The organism is Halioxenophilus sp. WMMB6 (assembly GCF_033283405.1).
Classification (GTDB): Bacteria; Pseudomonadota; Gammaproteobacteria; order Pseudomonadales; family Cellvibrionaceae; genus Halioxenophilus.
The window spans coordinates 596,341-612,068 of the sequence record NZ_JAWMQR010000002.1 but is presented as its reverse complement, the minus strand read 5'-3'; the positions used below and the strand labels follow the sequence as shown (position 1 = coordinate 612,068).

Annotated in this window: 12 protein-coding genes; 4 read left to right on the top strand and 8 right to left on the bottom strand. The window is 59.7% G+C overall.

The genetic code is table 11. The annotated features are described in order from the left end of the window. Nucleotides 1–231: 231 nt before the first annotated feature. From SBL51_RS08310 to SBL51_RS08300, 3 genes are read right to left on the bottom strand one after another with little or no spacing between them, the layout of a single operon-like run. Entirely contained in the window at nucleotides 232–1,218 is a 987-nt protein-coding gene (locus SBL51_RS08310; protein WP_317930434.1) for an NADPH:quinone oxidoreductase family protein, read from the bottom strand. A gap of 38 nt (nucleotides 1,219–1,256) precedes the next feature. Further along, nucleotides 1,257–1,730: a helix-turn-helix domain-containing protein gene (locus SBL51_RS08305; protein ID WP_317930433.1), complete on the bottom strand. Its 474-nt coding sequence runs from the start codon at nucleotides 1,728–1,730 to the stop codon at nucleotides 1,257–1,259. Between the two features lie 26 nt (nucleotides 1,731–1,756). Next, nucleotides 1,757–2,632, bottom strand: coding sequence for a phytanoyl-CoA dioxygenase family protein (locus SBL51_RS08300; protein WP_317930432.1), 876 nt, complete (start codon nucleotides 2,630–2,632; stop codon nucleotides 1,757–1,759). 142 nt (nucleotides 2,633–2,774) lie between these two features. On the opposite strand from SBL51_RS08300, the gene SBL51_RS08295 reads away from it, so the two are divergent. Further along, nucleotides 2,775–3,560, top strand: coding sequence for an enoyl-CoA hydratase-related protein (locus SBL51_RS08295; protein WP_317930431.1), 786 nt, complete (start codon nucleotides 2,775–2,777; stop codon nucleotides 3,558–3,560). A 92-nt stretch (nucleotides 3,561–3,652) separates the two neighbouring features. On the opposite strand, the gene SBL51_RS08290 is transcribed toward SBL51_RS08295, so the two are convergent. The 4 genes from SBL51_RS08290 to SBL51_RS08275 all read right to left on the bottom strand — a co-directional run bounded on the left by SBL51_RS08290 (nucleotide 3,653) and on the right by SBL51_RS08275 (nucleotide 9,269). Then, nucleotides 3,653–4,051, bottom strand: a complete 399-nt coding sequence (locus SBL51_RS08290) for a cytochrome c family protein (protein ID WP_317930430.1) — start codon at nucleotides 4,049–4,051, stop codon at nucleotides 3,653–3,655. Between the two features lie 29 nt (nucleotides 4,052–4,080). Beyond that, on the bottom strand, nucleotides 4,081–5,562 hold the full coding sequence (locus tag SBL51_RS08285; protein ID WP_317930429.1) for a flavin monoamine oxidase family protein: 1,482 nt from the start codon (nucleotides 5,560–5,562) through the stop codon (nucleotides 4,081–4,083). Nucleotides 5,563–5,610: 48 nt separating this feature from the next. Continuing rightward, a complete protein-coding gene (locus SBL51_RS08280; RefSeq protein ID WP_317930428.1) occupies nucleotides 5,611–6,786 on the bottom strand; it encodes a serine hydrolase in 1,176 nt (391 codons plus the stop codon). A gap of 71 nt (nucleotides 6,787–6,857) precedes the next feature. After that, a complete protein-coding gene (locus tag SBL51_RS08275; RefSeq protein WP_317930427.1) occupies nucleotides 6,858–9,269 on the bottom strand; it encodes a TonB-dependent receptor in 2,412 nt (803 codons plus the stop codon). Between the two features lie 422 nt (nucleotides 9,270–9,691). On the opposite strand from SBL51_RS08275, the gene SBL51_RS08270 reads away from it, so the two are divergent. From SBL51_RS08270 to SBL51_RS08260, 3 genes are all read left to right on the top strand, one after another. Further along, nucleotides 9,692–10,603: an alpha/beta hydrolase family protein gene (locus tag SBL51_RS08270; protein ID WP_317930426.1), complete on the top strand. Its 912-nt coding sequence runs from the start codon at nucleotides 9,692–9,694 to the stop codon at nucleotides 10,601–10,603. Between the two features lie 86 nt (nucleotides 10,604–10,689). Then, the gene (locus SBL51_RS08265) at nucleotides 10,690–11,631 is read left to right on the top strand and encodes a DUF1838 family protein (RefSeq protein ID WP_317930425.1); all 942 of its coding nucleotides are present in this window, start codon (nucleotides 10,690–10,692) and stop codon (nucleotides 11,629–11,631) included. 113 nt (nucleotides 11,632–11,744) lie between these two features. Continuing rightward, nucleotides 11,745–12,896 (top strand): serine hydrolase domain-containing protein, encoded by a 1,152-nt coding sequence (locus tag SBL51_RS08260; RefSeq protein ID WP_317930424.1) that lies wholly within the window; start codon nucleotides 11,745–11,747, stop codon nucleotides 12,894–12,896. Between the two features lie 341 nt (nucleotides 12,897–13,237). Here SBL51_RS08260 and SBL51_RS08255 read toward each other — a convergent pair whose 3' ends face one another. After that, nucleotides 13,238–15,496 (bottom strand): TonB-dependent receptor, encoded by a 2,259-nt coding sequence (locus SBL51_RS08255; protein WP_317930423.1) that lies wholly within the window; start codon nucleotides 15,494–15,496, stop codon nucleotides 13,238–13,240. Nucleotides 15,497–15,728 lie beyond the last annotated feature (232 nt).

Here is a 15,728-nt window from a genome sequence, read left to right as displayed (position 1 = left end):
GGCTTGCGCCTGAGTGCCAGCTATCGCGTTGTTAGGTGCAGGCTATGAGAACAAAAGTGCTTTAATCGAAGGCATGGGTTTACTGCTGCTAGTGCTGGTGGCAGCTGCGGGAGTTAAGCCGTTGCTTTTTTTTCCTTGGCTCCGGCATTTTTAAGTCTCACTCGCTGCCGGTAGCACGGGCAGCGGTGCATTGGTTGTGGGTTAAAGGGTGCACTCTTTTGAGTGTGTGCTTTACGATTGGGTTAACAAAACCACTCTGCCGGCCGTCTTGCCGGCGGCAACCTCGTTCATCGCCGTGGCAAACTCTGCCAGCGGGTAGCGTTTGGCAATGACCGGCCAGAATTTTCCGGCAGCCCCCAAGGCCATGATTTTTTGCGTGGTAGCGGCTGCCTGCTCCGGTGCGGCCAGGCTCCACTGCTGTAGATTAACACCGACCAGGCTCGCCCCTTTTAACAGCGGCAGATTGGTGGGCAGTTGGGTCATGCCGCGGGCAAAACCTACCACCAGGTGGCGGCCAAATACCGCCAGGCTGCGAAAGGCGGGTTCGGTGCTGTCGCCGCCCACCGGGTCGAACACCACATCCACCGCCTTGCCTTGGTTGGCATCTTTCACCAGCTCCCGCCATTGTGGCGAGCGGGCATCAACGGCGGCATCGGCGCCGGCGACCAGCGCCATCGCTCTCTTCTCCTCAGAGGTGGCCGAGGCGATTACGTGGGCGCCCAGGTATTTGCCAATTTGCACCGCGGCATAGCCGGTGGCACCGCCGGCACCAAGTACCAGCAGCGTCTCGCCGGCCTGCAGTTGGCCGCGGTCGACCAATGCGTGCCAGGCAGTCAGCACGCTCACCCGAAACACCGCCGCCACGTCAAAGGCCATGCCCTCGGCCATGGCGGTAACCGTGTTGGCGGAGACCACGGCTGCCTCGGCAAAGGCGCCGCCCCAATGGCTGGCCAGCACCGGCTGGCCCACCGCCAAGCCACTCACGCCGCTGCCCAGTGCCTCGATCACGCCGGCAAATTCACTGCCGGGGATAAACGGCACCGGCGCTTTGCCCTGGTATTTGCCGGTGGCGTTAAGCACATCGACAAAGCTGACGCCGGCGGCGCGGATGGCGATGCGCACTTCACCGGCCCCGGGGGCGCCGGGGTCGTGTTCACGCAGGCTGTAGTTTTCCAAGGGGCCCAACTGGTCGGCAATCACCGCGCGTGGTATTGGCATACTGGTCTCGTTACAAGTGTGAATGGCAAACAAGCGACTTATTGATCATCGGCTTGGGTCCGGGCGAAGCTCTCCATCGCCTTGCGTACTGCTTTTAGCTCGTTGGCCAACTGCTGGCACTGCTGGCTGGGAATCGATCTCAGAAAGGCGTCGGCGATGGCCAGGGCTTTACGGTTGGAGCGGATTTTCAGTGCCTCGCCTTTGGTCGTTAAGGCAAACAACGGTGCGCGCTTGTGGTCCGGGTTGGCCTGCTTGGCTAAAAAACCACTGTCGACTAGGTCGTTGACGGCCCGTTGGATAACCTGGCGCGGGTGGCCGAGGCTGCGGCCAATCTGCGCCACTGTCGGAGGTTTGTCGGCTTCGACGATGGCATTGAGCACCAGATCTTCCATGGCTTTTAAGCCCGTCTCCCGGTGCACGTCGGCAAACAGGGTTTTGAAGCGACCCTGCAGGCGCGACACTTCGTCCACCAGTTGAATCAGGGGGTTGTCGGTTAGTGATCGATCACTCATGGCGCTTGGTTGGTTGTTGGTGAAGGTTAGGCTGGCGACCGCGGCCAGCCGATGGGAAAGGCTTCTGGGTAGTCGCCAATGGCGGCCCCGCTCGGCACACTGTGGCGGTTGATATCGGCCAGCGTGGGGATGGCGTTATCGGGCGGGATCACATAGCGCAGTTGCGGGCCGCCCCACATAGTGGTGTAGGCGCGGCGCGAGTGGGGGTAGTCGTCCATGCCACCAGCGCTGTGCAGCATATTGCCGTTGAACACTAGGGCATCACCCGGTGCCACATCCCAAGTGAGGATGTCGAAACTGTCGGGGTAGCGATCGATATCCGGCACCACCGGTTTGTCGTCCGTCGCTTGGTTAAAGCTGAGGATGCGGCCATCGCCGGATTTCTTCAGTGCATTGCTATCTTTTTCACCCAGCCGTGGGCTGTAGAGCACGTTCCAGCGGTGGGAACCGCGAATGATCTTGAGGGTAAGCGCCTTCGGTGAGTAGTCCGCCGTAATCCAGACCCGAATCATATCGTCACCGCGCACCTTCATGTAGGGGGTGTCCTGGTGCCAGGGGGTGGCGATAATGTGGCCCCGCTGTTTATAGAAGATCTGGTCGAGAATCAGTTGCGCCGAGGGCGCCCGCATCATGCGCGCGGCGATCTCCGGAATGCGGCCAATGGCGAGCAGCTCTTGCAGCGGTGGGCAGTGCTGGCTGGGAAAGGACTCCATAAAGGTCTCGCCCTGGCCCGTCGGGTCGGTGGCCCGGCTGGAGCGTTTGCCCGGGCTGCGGTAGGACTCCTCCAGCCCCTGCTCCAGCAGCGTCTGCTCGGTGCTGGTGAGAACGCCCTTAAGCAGTATGGCGCCGTCGCGCTGGTACTGGGCAATTTGCGCTTCTGTTAGCGCTACGGGTGACGACATGGGCGGCTCCCATTTTGGTTATTTGATTGTATTTATCCGAGCCTATTTTATTGGGCTGGGTTAAGGTGAAAATTGACACTATGGTGTCAACATGGCAGATTTCTGTCAATATTTAAGCTCTCACCACAATAGGAAATCGCCCATGGCCGCCGTAGAGATCACCACCGAAGATTCCATCCTGATCCTCACCTTGAACGACCCGGCCAGCCTCAACGCCATGGGGGCAGAGATGGCTAACGAGTTCCGGGAGGCGGTTCGCTTTGCCAGCGAACAGGCAGAGCAGTTCCGCTGCTTGTTGATCACCGGCACCGGTCGCGCTTTCTGCTCGGGGGGTAATGTCGGCATGATGGGCGGTGGACAGCCCCAGGCGCAGGCGGAGCGGGTCAGTCTGGGCACACACCACCACTATGTGATGAAGCTGCTCAAGGCGCTGCCCTATCCGATTGTCACGGCGGTGAATGGCCCGGCGGCTGGGCTGGGCTTCTCCTACGCTCTCTGTGGTGATCTGGTGGTGGCCGCCCAATCGGCCTTTTTTCTGGCGGCGTTTCGCAATATTGGCGTCTCGCCGGATGGCGGCCTGAGCTGGATGCTACCCAAAATCGTCGGCTGGGCACGGGCCAAGGAGCTGCTGCTGATGGGTAATCGCCTGTCGGCGGAGCAGGCGCTGGAGTGGGGGCTCATCAATCGCGTTTTTAGCGACGACAGCTTCAGGGCGGAGAGCTTGGCATTGGCACGGCAGCTGGCCCAGGGCCCCACCCTTGCCCTCGGCACCATGCGGCAACTGGCCTGGGAGGGGTGGGACCAGGGCTATGAACGCCATCTGGATTGCGAAGAGCAGCGTCAGTTGCAAACCTTCGCCACCGCCGACGCGCGTGAAGGGGCGATGAGCATGCTGGAAAAGCGCGTGCCCAGCTTTACCGGTAGCTAGCGGCAGAAAGCAGTAGCCTGCCAAAAAGAAGGCTCCCATTGGGAGCCTTTTCAGTTGTGAAGCCCGATACTCTCGATCACAAGGGGTACCGATTACTGCAGGGTTTTCAGATAGGCGATGATGGCCGCCCGGCTCTTCTCATCATTGATGCCGGCGAAACTCATCTTGGTGCCGGGCACCATTTGCGTGGGCTGTTGCAGCCAACTTTGCAGAAGGGTTTCCTCCCAGACAAAGTCTTGCTGGCTAAGGGCGGGAGAGTAGCTGTAGCGCTCGTTGCTGGCTACCTGGCGGCCATAGACACCCCACAGGCTGGGGCCGACTTTGGCCGTGGCCTGGTCGCTGGTGGCGTGGCACGCCTGGCAGAGCATAAACAGCTGTTTGCCGCGGGTGGCCAGTGTGTCGTCGGCCTGGGCGCTGACAACGAGCAGGGCGAGCAGGGTGGCTGCCGCGAGTTCGGCCAGCTGGTAGCGGCGTTGCAAGATAGCTTTCATTGAGGCTCCTAAACAGGTGGGTGGGGGACTTAGCCCTGCATCAGAATTTCAAACGCGGCCCGTTCGCCGCTCTCCAGGGCCGCTTCCATACCAAAGTCGTTGCGGCGGGTGTGCTCGCCGGCAAAGTGCATTTGATAGTGGGGCTCGATCATCTCCCGGGCAAAGGCGTTGATCTGGCCCGGGGCGAACATGTGACGGCAGCCCTTAATTAACGGGTTCTTCTGCCAGGCGTACATAGTGAGGTAGCGCAGCTTGCCCTTGGTGGAGGGGCGCAGGCGAATCACCTGCTGCTCGATATAGGCCAGGGCCTGGTCGGCGGGCAGCTGGTCGATGCGGGAGGCGGCGGGCTCGGTAAAGACCACCATAAACCGGTGTTTGTCGTCGCCCGGGCGTTTCTGTAGGGCCCACAACATGTGGATGGCGTCATTGGTGAAGAACGATGGCTCGAAACCATCCTCCTCCCAGTAGGGCTCCTCAATCACACCGTAGGCGCGGGTGGTGGCGGCGTAGTTCATCTCGTACACAGCCTTGGCCTGGGGCCCCTGCAGCAGCGGGTAGATGGCGATATTGCGCAGGGTGGAGAAGGGCACCGCCGAGATCACATAGTCGGCCTGGTAGCGGCTGCCGTCCAGACACTGCACCACCTTCCGGCTGTCCGATAGATTGATATTGCTGACGATCTTGTTGGTGAATACGACGTCGCCCAGCTCTGCCACCATCGCCTCCGGCAGGCGCGAGGTGCCGCCGTCGATGTTACTGATCATCGCCAGTTTCTGGCCTTCCTCAATCTGATTGTCGTTGCCATAGGGTCGATCGATTTTGCTCAGCTCCACGCCGCCAAACTTGGCATCAAAGATACCCCGGTTCTTCTCCTGCAGCAGCGCCAGGGCTGAGGCCATGTGAATGTCGCTGGAGGCGTCAGCCATACGCAGGGCCGCTTCCGAGGCCCCATTTTTCAGCAGCAGCTCTTTGACCGAGACGTCGTAGTCGGCAAATTTGGGGTCGAGCCAGTCATCCAGATCTTGCAGCGGGTTGAGGTGTGACAGCAACTGCGAGCCGGCCATGGCCGGTTGCAGTTTGCGCTCCTCGCCAACCATCTTATTAAGCGGTGAGTTGGGCCAATCCTTGGAGTTGATCCAGGTGCCGTCGATGCGGCTCGCCATGGGCAGCAGGTTGCGTACCTCGGGGATCAGCTTCAACCCGAAGCGCTCACACAATGCGATGGTACGGGCGTAAGAGCGGCCCACCTGGCTGGCACCCATCTCCGGGCGGGTTTCCACGTCGTCGGCGGTAAAGACCCGGCCACCGACACGGTTGGCCCCCTCCAGTACGGTTACCTCCAGGCCGGCATCTTTCAGCAGCAGGGCGGCATTGAGTCCCGAGAGGCCGGCGCCAATGATAACCACCGAGCGCTTCTGCGCCCCTTTGGCGGTGAACGAGGTGCCGGCGGCGGTAGAGAGTACCGACAGCGAGGCGGCGGTTTTAAGCAGATTACGGCGGGTAATTTCCATCAATTTGAGTTCCTACAAAGTCAGAACCCAAAGCCGGCAGCGGCCGGGCTAGGGGTTCTGACTGGTTAATATCAGGTTGGGCAGGGCCGAGTCGTCCCAATCGTGCTGGGGCGCACCGATGCGAACAATCACCGTCTGCCGGGAAGGGACGACATAGACCCGCTGGGCACCGGAGCCGTCGAGATAGACCACGTCGTCGGCGGCAAAGGGTTCGGCGGCGGGCACCACCGCGTTAATGCCTTCGCCGTAGGTACGCGCCGGGTTGTGGGGCGAGCCGCGCCAGATCAGCCAACCGTAGTTGGGGTTCTGCGGCGAAGGTGCCAGCATCTGTGTGAGCCAAGCCTCGGAGACCACCTGCTGTTCGCCCACCTTGCCCTGGTTGAGCAGCAGCAGGCCAAAGCGCAACCAGTCGCGGGCAGTGGCCTGCAGGCAGCAGGAGGTGCGTGCCAGTCCCTGTTCGTGGTCGAGCCAGACGCGGGCGTCACTGGCACCCAGGGGCTGCCAGAGGTTGTGTGACAGGTAGTCGGCGTAGCGTTGTCCGCTGGCCTGTTCGATCACCCGGCCCAGGTATTGTGGGTTGGCGTTGGCGTAGTAGAAGGCTTCAAACGGCGCCTTCACCTGCGGCCAATGGGCAATGGCGGCGGGCAGGTCATTGCCCAGGTAGGTCTGCCAGGAGATCGCCTCCGAGCCCTGCCCTGGTGGGGGCGACTGGATGCCACTGGCCATCTCCAGCAGAGCGCGTAGGGGCAGTTGGCCACGGCGGGTGTCGGCCAGTTCCGGCAGGTAGTTGGCCAGGGGGTCATCGACACTCTTAATCAGGCCCTGATCCCAGGCGATGCCAAGCAGTACCGCCAGTACGGTTTTGTGCATGGAGGCGGTGTCGTAGCGGGCGTTTTGGTCGAAGCCCGGCCAGTATTTTTCATAGCGGATGGCGCCCGCCTGCCAGATGATCAGCGCGTAGCTCTGGTGCTTTTCGGCCAGGGCTTCAGCTTGGTGGTAGCGGTCGGCCACTTGCAGGTCAACCGGCAGAGGTAGGCCGGCTTGGCCGGGTACCGTCTCCAGGGGGGTGTACCAATCCACGGCGGAGACGATCTCAGTCCAGGGGAAGCTGGCCCGGCGCTGGTCGACCAAATCAATCTGGGCTGGGCTCGGCCACTCGTCGGCCACGGCCCAGGGGCCGGTCAGGCTCAGGCCGATCAGCAGGGTGCGTAAAGCGGAACGCATGGTGCCTCCAAAATCGGTTTGATAGGAAAAAAACAGGCTCCCGAAGGAGCCTGAATTAACTGCGTTGCTGCTTAGAACTCGTAAGAGAGGGTGGCGCCGACGGTGCGGCGATCGCCCAGCAGCGGGCTGTAAGTGACACCACTGCCCTGGCCGAGTGGCGCAAAGGTGGTGAAGGCGAAGGAGACATACTCTTCATCGAGAATGTTTTTACCCCACAGGCGCAGTTTCCAACCCTCTTTGCTGAGGCCGATACTGGCATCCAGCAGCGGACGGGCCTGGATGTAAGCACTGTTGGTTTCGTCGGTGTACATCTTGTCCTGGTAGCTGTAGTCAGCGCGGGCGAAGAGGCCAAAGCCGGCCGCCAGTTCGGTGTCATAGGCGATACCGACATTGGCCTGGATTTTCGGCGCGCGTGCCACCTGGTTGCCGCCAACATCGTAGTTCACGAAATCACAGGCGGGGGCATCGGCGGGCAGGAAGGCATCGGACTGACAGAGGGCGCGTTCAACCACGGCGCTCTTGGTGCCGCTCTTGTATTCGGCGTCGCTGTAGGCAAAGCCAAAGTTCACTTTCACCTCATCGGTCAAACGGTAGAGGCCACTCACTTCAAAACCCATCACCTCGGCGCCATCCAGGTTGCCCAGAATCAGCGCGGTACCAACGGTGGCACCGGTTTGCGCGCGGCTGCCCTGCATGTCGGTCCAGTCGGTGTAGTAGAAGGCGGCGTCGTAGGTGAGTTTGTCACCCAGTGAACCTTTCACACCCAATTCGTAGGTCCAGTTGGTCTCCGGGTCGTAGACCTGTTCTGAGGCCAGTGTGGCGCGGGTGTTGAAACCACCGGATTTCACACCACGAGCGACCGAGGCGTAGGCCATGGTGTCGGCGTTCACGGCATAGTCGACGGTGGCGCGCGGTGTGAAGTATTCAAACTCTTCGTTGTAGCGGGTACCGGTTGTGGTACCAGTGGCGAAGTCTACCGCCTGCTGCGTGATCTCTTCAGTGGTGTAGCGGGCCTCCAGAGTGGCGCTCAAACGATCGTTGATATCGTAGGCGGCCAAACCGTAGATGGCGCTAACCGACTCGTCGCGCTGCTCGGCGCTGATACCCGGTGCCAGCAGATTACCGGTGGGGAAGAAGTCGTAGTTGACGGGTGTATCGCTGTTGGGGGCAAACAGGAAGCTGGCACCCCAGGAGTAGTCGTCCACATCCGAGTAGAAGGTGCCGGCCATCAGGCGCAGGCCATCCTGTTGCCACTCGACGCGCAGGTCGTAGCTGTCGGATTCGATATTGCCGTTGCCGCGGCTATCGAACAGGGTGGCGCCGAAGTAGGTGCCGTTAACCGGGTCACCGGAGAGTGATCCCATGTTGGTGGAGTCTGACTCGGTGTGGCCATAGTCAAAGGCCAGGCTCAGGCTGTCGCTCAGGTCGTAACCGACGCTGGCCCCCAGAATTTCCGACTGGCCATCGTGGCCGTAGCCACGGCGGTCGGCCAGCAGGCCGGCAGGGCGCGCTTCGCCATCGGCGATCTCCGGTGTGGAGGGCAGTTCACCACAGTAGAGGCTATTGCTGCCGTTGAGGTAGAAGTTGGTGTTACCCGCCTGGAAGGGGGTGCAGTTGAGGGTGTTGCCGGCGCGGATGGCGCTCATGGTGGAGATGGCGTAGCTGGCGGCGTTCTCAATGTGGGAGTCGCGTTTGGCGTAGAAGGCATCGATGGTCAGTTCATCGGTGGGTAACAGATAGAGCTGCACCATGTAGCTGTCGTTGTCGTATCCGCCCAGGTTGTCTTCGGTGTTGAGGGCGCTGCCGCTTAAGGCCTCTGAAGCGGTGTTGTCGTTTTCCCAGGTGCCGTCGAACTCATCGGTGGAAGCGGCCAGGCTGATGCCACCCATGCCGTTGAAGGGAATGGAGACGTAGCCTTTCAGCTCTTCGCGCTCGTCGCTGCCGTAGGTGGCTTCGACCTTCACTTCCACCTCATCCAGGTTGGGCTTTTTGGTGACGTAGTTGATGGCACCGGAGAAGGCGTTACGGCCAAACAGCGCCGCTTGCGGGCCTTTGATCACCTCTACGCGTTCCAAGCCCAACAGACCGCCATCGATCTGATAGGAGCGCTGCAGGTAGATACCATTGAAGAAGGTGGCCACGTTCTGCACCGGGCTGGTAATTCGGGATTGGGACTGGCCGCGCATAGAGGGCTGGCCCAAGGCGCCGACGGTGCGCTCGTAGGTAAAGCCGGGCGTCTGACGGGCGATATCTTCCAGGCCGGTGGCGCTGGTGGCTTCGATCATAGCGCCGGTGATGGCGGTAATAGCCACCGGCACATCTTGCAGGCGCTCTTCGGTTTTACGGGCAGTGACCACCACCTCTTCCAGGGCGTTAATGGCTTCCTTTTCGGACTCCTGGGCCAGGGTGAGTTGGGTGGTGGCGGTAGTGGCCAGGGCCACCAATGCAGCTAAGGTTGTTCGATTACCGGGGTTGGCCTTCACGGGGGCGCTCCTAAGTTGTTCTGAGTGTGTGTGACAATTTGCCTTCGATGGCTTGCTCTAAAAATAAAAAACAGAACCGGCGGCTTGCTTTGGGCACGGTATTTCGCTTTGTGTAATGGTGGTTGATTGCGAATCTGTAGGCTCAAACTATGGCTGGCCACCACTGGCGTCATTGATAAAAGTCAACGGCCAAATTGGACCTGTCGGGTTGGAGCTGTTGGACAGCACTGTGTAATTACAGCTGAGGCCTCGAAAACCGTGGCTTTTGGTTAAATTTCATGCGGTCGGTGGGTGTCGAAAGAGGGCGCAAATAATTTTGTCCGGCTTTACTTAATTGAGTTAATGTAATATCTATAGGATTTTTGGCGGCGCTCTAAGGCGCCCGCCGGGTAGCCAATCAGATTTAACCGGGAATTTGCCACATGCCTATTTCGCTCTTTAGCCGACTACTTTCCGGCCTGCTGTTGCTGGGCGCACTAATGACCGCAGCTTGTACCGTGCAGCCGGCTGGGGAGGCCACAGCGGCAGTAACCCTCGAGCCGCCAGCGGTGAATGAGCTGGACGTGGGCGAGCGCACCATGCAGGTCTGGAGCTGGCCGGCGGCGGGCGAGGCTAGGGGGGTGATTCTCTTCTCCCATGGCGCGGCCTCGGCACCCTGGAAATACGACCCGTTGATTCACCGCTGGCAGGCGGCCGGCTACACGGTTTATGCGCCGCTGCATGTCGACTCCACCGACCACCCGTTAACGGCGCAATACCCGGGTATGGCATCGTGGCAGGCGCGGCTGGAGGATATGGCGGTATTGGCTGACGCCTACGGTGCTAACGGCTACGTTGCCGCCGGCCACAGTTATGGTGGGCTGGTGGCTTTGACCTTAGGTGGCGCCGATGCCATTTTACCTGAGGGCTTTAAGGGCGACCCGGCCGATAGCCGTGTTTCACTGGTGCTGGCCTTCTCGCCACCACCGGCCATCCCCGGTTTGGTCGCCACGGATGGCTACGCCGCTCTGGCGGTGCCGGCATTAATTCAGACCGGTACCCAGGATGTTCCCTTTGGCAGTGATGCTGGTTGGCGTGTCCACCTGGATGCCTACGAAGCTGCCGCCCCTGGTGGCGACCGCTACGCCTTGGTACTCGATGGTGTCGATCACTACTTTGGTGGTGCCATCTGCCGGCCGGAGCTGCCCGGGCCCAAGCTGCTTGCCGAAATTGCCACTGCAGCGGATATCTCGCTGCTGATGTTGCGCGCCTACCAGCAGCAGGACGCCTCCGCCCTGGCGGCGCTGGACGGCAGGCTCAGCGCTGAGTCGCCCACCGTACTCCTTAAAAAATAGCCCGTTTAGCAAACGCAGGTTGGCCGCTGGTTGCAGCGGCTCGCCCTCTCTTTTCCCCCTTCCAGTTCCAACACAGGCAGGCAATCATGAGCAACAAGATCAGCCGCAGAGCGGCCCTCAAAAACCTGGGCGCCCTGGGCGCGGCCGGCATCACCCTGGGTGCGACTGCACCGGTGGACGCCAGTGACGATAACCCTCGGCACTACACCATCGCCGACCTGGACCTCTCCACACCGGAGATGCGCAACCAGGTGATTGCCAAGGTGATGGGTAGCATTGCCGAGGAGGAGACCCACGCCTTTTTGCGGTTCCATGTTTATGGCTATGCCGGCAAAAATATTATTCCGTTTTTCTCGCTCAATAATTATGTGGTGCAGAAGTGGCAGCCCATGGCAGAGCCGGGCAGCTACCAGGTGCGCCACTACGAGGTGGGTTACTACGCCGAGTTCGACACCGACAAGCCGATCAGCCATTGGCAAAATGCCATTACCGGAGAGACCATCGAACTCGAGCAGTTTGTACTTGGCCCGGTGGTGCGCCAATACACCCCCGCAGGTGTGAAATCGCCGGGTATCGCCCCCAAGCCTCTGCGGGTAAATGTGATTGGCGACCGGGTGTTTGTGCCCGCGCAATCGATTGAATCCTTCCCCAATATGTTTTCACCCGAGGAGTGGCCGGAGCTCTCCAACGAGGCGGTGATCTACTGGGATTCGATGTACACCTATTCGGCGTCGCTACGCGACGTGCTCAACCCCAAACTCTCCTCGGCACCGGCGGAAATTCACGCCCAGAACCTCACCAGCTGGCATCCGTATTTGCGTTTGGGGCGCACTCCCGGGCGCATTATGGTGCGCGCCTTCGGTACTAATTTTTCCGGCTTTGATGCGCTGGAACCTAACGTGCGCAGCGCTTTTGAAAAATACACTCCGGAAATTTTCGACACCGACAACTGGACAGACTTGCGTTTCGATTCGGTGGACTACTATCAGAAAATGATGGCCAAAAAGAAGCGTGAGCAGGCACAGTGAGCATGGTTAACCGCATCAATGGATTAAAAAATTGGCTGCCCTTTAATACGAATTCGGTCGGCAGCTTGTGGCTCGGCAAATTATTGCTGGGTGCAATTTGGGTGTCGAGTGCAGTGAGTGCTACAGCTGAGCAAGACTACGAAGCGCTCTACCAACAGCGGTTGGCAACGGTAATGGCCAATGGCGGATTTATGAGAGCCTATGAGCCGCAAGAGCCGGTGCTGGGGGCCACTGATTATCAACCACTGGTCAGTGTCGCGGCCGAAGAGCGGACGCTCTCGGCGGCGAGCCTGGCCGAGGCTATAGACTACGCCGAGCGCAACAACTCCGACGCCTTTATGGTTTGGCAGGGTGGGCGGCTACAGGCGGCGAGTTATTTTGGTGAGGTAAGCCAAACGACACCGCTGGTATCGAAGTCTCTCTCCAAACCGCTCGGTGCCATTGCCGTTGGCCGGGCGCTGCAACTGGGGGCGATTCAGTCACTGGATCAAGCGGTCGCCGATTTTATTACTGAGTGGCGGGGCACGCCCAAGGCCCTGGTGAAGGTGCGCCACCTGCTGGATATGCGCTCTGGCTTTTTAGCCCAGGGTTTCAGCACCGACCCTGACCACCCCTGGAACCGTGCCTACCTCTCCCTGGAGCATGGCGACTACCTGATTCACCACTACCCACTGGCAGCCGAGCCCGGGGAGAAATATCTCTACAACAATGCCACCGGCGATATGGTGGCGCTGTTGATTGAGCGTGCCACCGGCCAGCGCTACGGTGACTTTATTGGCCAAGAGGTGCTGGCCAAGGTGGGTGCTGCCGGTGGCTCCATCTGGGTGGACCGGCCTCAGGGGCTGGCGCACTCGGGTTGTTGCATGTACCTGCCGGCCGAGAGCTGGTTGCGCCTGGCGCTATTACTGTTAAACAACGGCATGGTTGAAGGTGAGCGCCTGTTACCTGAGGGTTATGTGCAGGCCATGGCCACCGCCACCGAACAAAATCCCCACTACGGCCTGGGGGTGTGGGTTGCCGGTGACTATGTTGAGCGGCGCGGCTTTACCGGCCCCGGTGGTCCCGGCCCACAGGTGTTGCACAGCCAACCCTATGCTGACGAAACGCTGTTTATGTTCGATGGCAACTCCAACCAGGTCGTTTATGTTCTGCCCAAATACGACATGGTGGTGCTGCGCCTTGGCCGTACGCCGCCCAAATCACCGGAGTGGGATAACAGTCTGTTGCCCAATCTGCTGGTCAAGGGGTTGTTGGCTAAGCCGTAGTGCGCTGGGGCTACCGCTATCGTGTTACTGCCGAGGTGCTGTTGCCACGGTTTTGCTGAATGGTTTGTGCTGCTCAATAAGCACAAACCATTCTCCACATACTCTCCTCGCTTAGTTTCCATTGCGCGACTTCGTTTAATCTTCCTTATTTCCAGCGAACGGTATAGCGGCGACCTTTAAGCGCGTTGGTCTGCAGCAAAACTCTGTGCTGGCTCCCGGCAGCGTTCGTCTCTGCACTCGCCTACGGCCTTCACCCCGGCCAATACCGTGTTCAGGTAAACAAAAAAACCCGGCCTCGACCGGGTAAAACATGGAGATGGGGAATCGGAGATTGTTCGGGTTTAGAAGTTTTTCCAAGTAACGGTAACGCCGTAGTTGCGTGGCAGACCGGGTACATGCACAGCGCCGAAGGGGGGCAGTGAGAAGTTGTGCAGGTAGTACTCTTCATTCATCAGATTGTTGCCAAACAGCGCCACCTCCCAGTTTTCATTGGCGGAGGTGTAGGCTAAACGGCCATTAAAGAGTCGATACTCCGGAATCGCGGCATACTCATTGTTCACGGTGTCCTGATAGGCCTTCTCTTTGTGAATGTACTCCAGGCGTGCTTTCAGGAAGCCGCCGAAACTTAGGTCGGTGTCGTAGGCCAATACGGCGTTGTAGGTGTTGCGTGGCGCATTGCGTAGTTTGTTGCCTTCGTCATTGGCCAGGGTGCCTTCCAGATCAACGAATTCTGCTTCCAGATAGGAGTAGTTGGCGCTGGCGGTGAAGTGGTCGGTAAGCAGGTAGGTCAACTCCAATTCGACCCCTTGTGAGAGCGCCTCACCCGCATTTTTGGTGATCAGCGGGGCGATGGTGCACTCTTCACACAGGAATTGCTGCAGTATCTGCAGATCTTTGTACTCGGTGCGGAACAGCGCGGCGTTCAGGCGCAGTTTGCTATCGAGCAGGGTGCTTTTGAAACCCAGCTCGTAGTTCAGCGCCTGCTCTTCGTTGAAGGGTTCGCCGAGGGCGGGGCTGAGCGGCGTGGAGATGCCAAAGCCGCCGCTTTTGAAGCCGGTTGCGACGCTGGCGTAGGTCATAACATCGTTGTTGAAGCGGTAGTTGGCCACCAGGCGGTAGGTAGGTGCGTCCCAGGTCTCCTTGGCCTGATACTCACTGGTCAAAACCGGCAGACTGGGGTCATTCAGCGAGCGCATGGAGCCGGAGTTGGAGTAATCCTTGGTCTCCTGGGTATAGCGCAGTCCCAGAGTTAGATCCAGGGCATCGCTAACCGAGTAGGTGGCTTCAGTGAATAGGGCGTAAGTGGTGGTGGTGTTTTGTTGCCGAGCCTGGTCGACCGATGGACTGTAGGCCAACGCCAGCAGTGGGTCGCCCAAGGTGCCGATCAAAAAAGCCGGCGCGTCGAGGACATTGCCCTCGGTGCGGTCGGTATCCTCTTCAGCGTAGTAGGCGCCCGCCTGCCAAGTTACATTGTTGAGCTCACCCGCCAGGCGCAGCTCCTGGGAAAACATCTCCGACGTTTCGTCGACGGGATTGACAATACTGACCCCGGCAAAGGGGCCGAGTGCACTGACCGAAAAGCTGCCGTAGTTATAGAAGATCTCGGGTGCGACCGCCATGCCGGCCTGGGCAAATTTAGCTTTGTTGCTGGTATAGGCGGTCAGTGAGGAGAGCGTATAGAGCTCTTGCTGCCAGTCCACCTTGAGCGAAGCACCTGAATTTTCCATATCAGAGTAGCCGCGATAGCTTTGGTAGTTCTCGTAGAAGTCAGCCTCGGGATAGCCTTCGGCGATGGCCTGTGTCAGCGCCTGGCCGGTTATGCCGACAGTGGCATCGGAGATAGAGGCGTTGCCACCGCGTTCATCGGTGCCGTAGTTGGCGGTGAACAGAAACTCCAGGTTATCGCTGGCCAGATAGTTGAGCTGGGCGCGGGCGCCTTGGGAGTCGACGTCGCCGGTCTCGATACTGGAATCAACCACACTTTGCACGTAGGGGTCGCGCTGTTTGGTGTTGAGGCTCAGTTTACCGTTGAGTTTGTCGGTCAGTGGGCCGGCAATCATACTGCGCAGGTTGCTAACACCAAGATTACCGAGGGTGAATTCCGCTGCCGCTTCGAATTGATCGGAGGGTTTGCGGGTGGTGACGTTGATGGCGCCGGCGATAGCGTTTTTGCCCCACAGGGTGCCTTGTGGGCCGCGCAACACCTCAATCGATTGAATATCAAACAGCTCCAGTCCGGTACCGGCGCTGCGGTTAACGTAGACCCCGTCGATAAACATCGCCACCGACTGCTCACCGCTGGCGGCGCCGTCGCCGTTGGAACCGATGCCGCGAATATAGAGTTGCGGTTGCGCCGGGTTGAATTCACCCATGCTAAAGCCTGGCGTGCGAGCCGCGATCCCCGTGACGTTACTGATGCCGGCATCTTTTAACATGTCGGCGTTCATGGCGGTCACCGCGATGGGTACATCCTGCAGGTCCTGCGACCGCTTCTGGGCCGTTACAACGACTTCTTCAATCTGCGCGGATACGCTGGTGGATGCCATCAGCAGGGCGCTGATCGCGAAGCTCAAGGGGGATACTACGCCGGGCTTGGTCATGTTCATTGCCTCCAGAAGAAATAGTTAACCCACTGTCGACGACAAGGTCGCGAGTGGTGCAGGTCGCTGCCTATCAAGCTAGCGTAGGATTTTTGTACGACCATAGGGCCAGATTTCGATGAGTTACGGACCAGGCCACTATTTGCCCCATGGCGGAGCTGGCATTTCCTCTGGAAGGGGGTATTCATCCAAAATGGTGCATAAAAAGAGGGCCGATTCCCCCCTTTTTGTC

What these genes read in the sequence shown, in the direction of transcription:
- SBL51_RS08255 (WP_317930423.1), bottom strand. Translation starts at nt 15,496, where the DNA reads ATGACCAAGCCCGGCGTAGTATCCCCCTTGAGCTTCGCGATCAGCGCC.
- SBL51_RS08270 (WP_317930426.1), top strand. Translation starts at nt 9,692, where the DNA reads ATGCCTATTTCGCTCTTTAGCCGACTACTTTCCGGCCTGCTGTTGCTG.
- SBL51_RS08285 (WP_317930429.1), bottom strand. Translation starts at nt 5,562, where the DNA reads ATGGAAATTACCCGCCGTAATCTGCTTAAAACCGCCGCCTCGCTGTCG.
- SBL51_RS08305 (WP_317930433.1), bottom strand. Translation starts at nt 1,730, where the DNA reads ATGAGTGATCGATCACTAACCGACAACCCCCTGATTCAACTGGTGGAC.
- SBL51_RS08290 (WP_317930430.1), bottom strand. Translation starts at nt 4,051, where the DNA reads ATGAAAGCTATCTTGCAACGCCGCTACCAGCTGGCCGAACTCGCGGCA.
- SBL51_RS08310 (WP_317930434.1), bottom strand. Translation starts at nt 1,218, where the DNA reads ATGCCAATACCACGCGCGGTGATTGCCGACCAGTTGGGCCCCTTGGAA.
- SBL51_RS08265 (WP_317930425.1), top strand. Translation starts at nt 10,690, where the DNA reads ATGAGCAACAAGATCAGCCGCAGAGCGGCCCTCAAAAACCTGGGCGCC.
- SBL51_RS08300 (WP_317930432.1), bottom strand. Translation starts at nt 2,632, where the DNA reads ATGTCGTCACCCGTAGCGCTAACAGAAGCGCAAATTGCCCAGTACCAG.
- SBL51_RS08280 (WP_317930428.1), bottom strand. Translation starts at nt 6,786, where the DNA reads ATGCGTTCCGCTTTACGCACCCTGCTGATCGGCCTGAGCCTGACCGGC.
- SBL51_RS08295 (WP_317930431.1), top strand. Translation starts at nt 2,775, where the DNA reads ATGGCCGCCGTAGAGATCACCACCGAAGATTCCATCCTGATCCTCACC.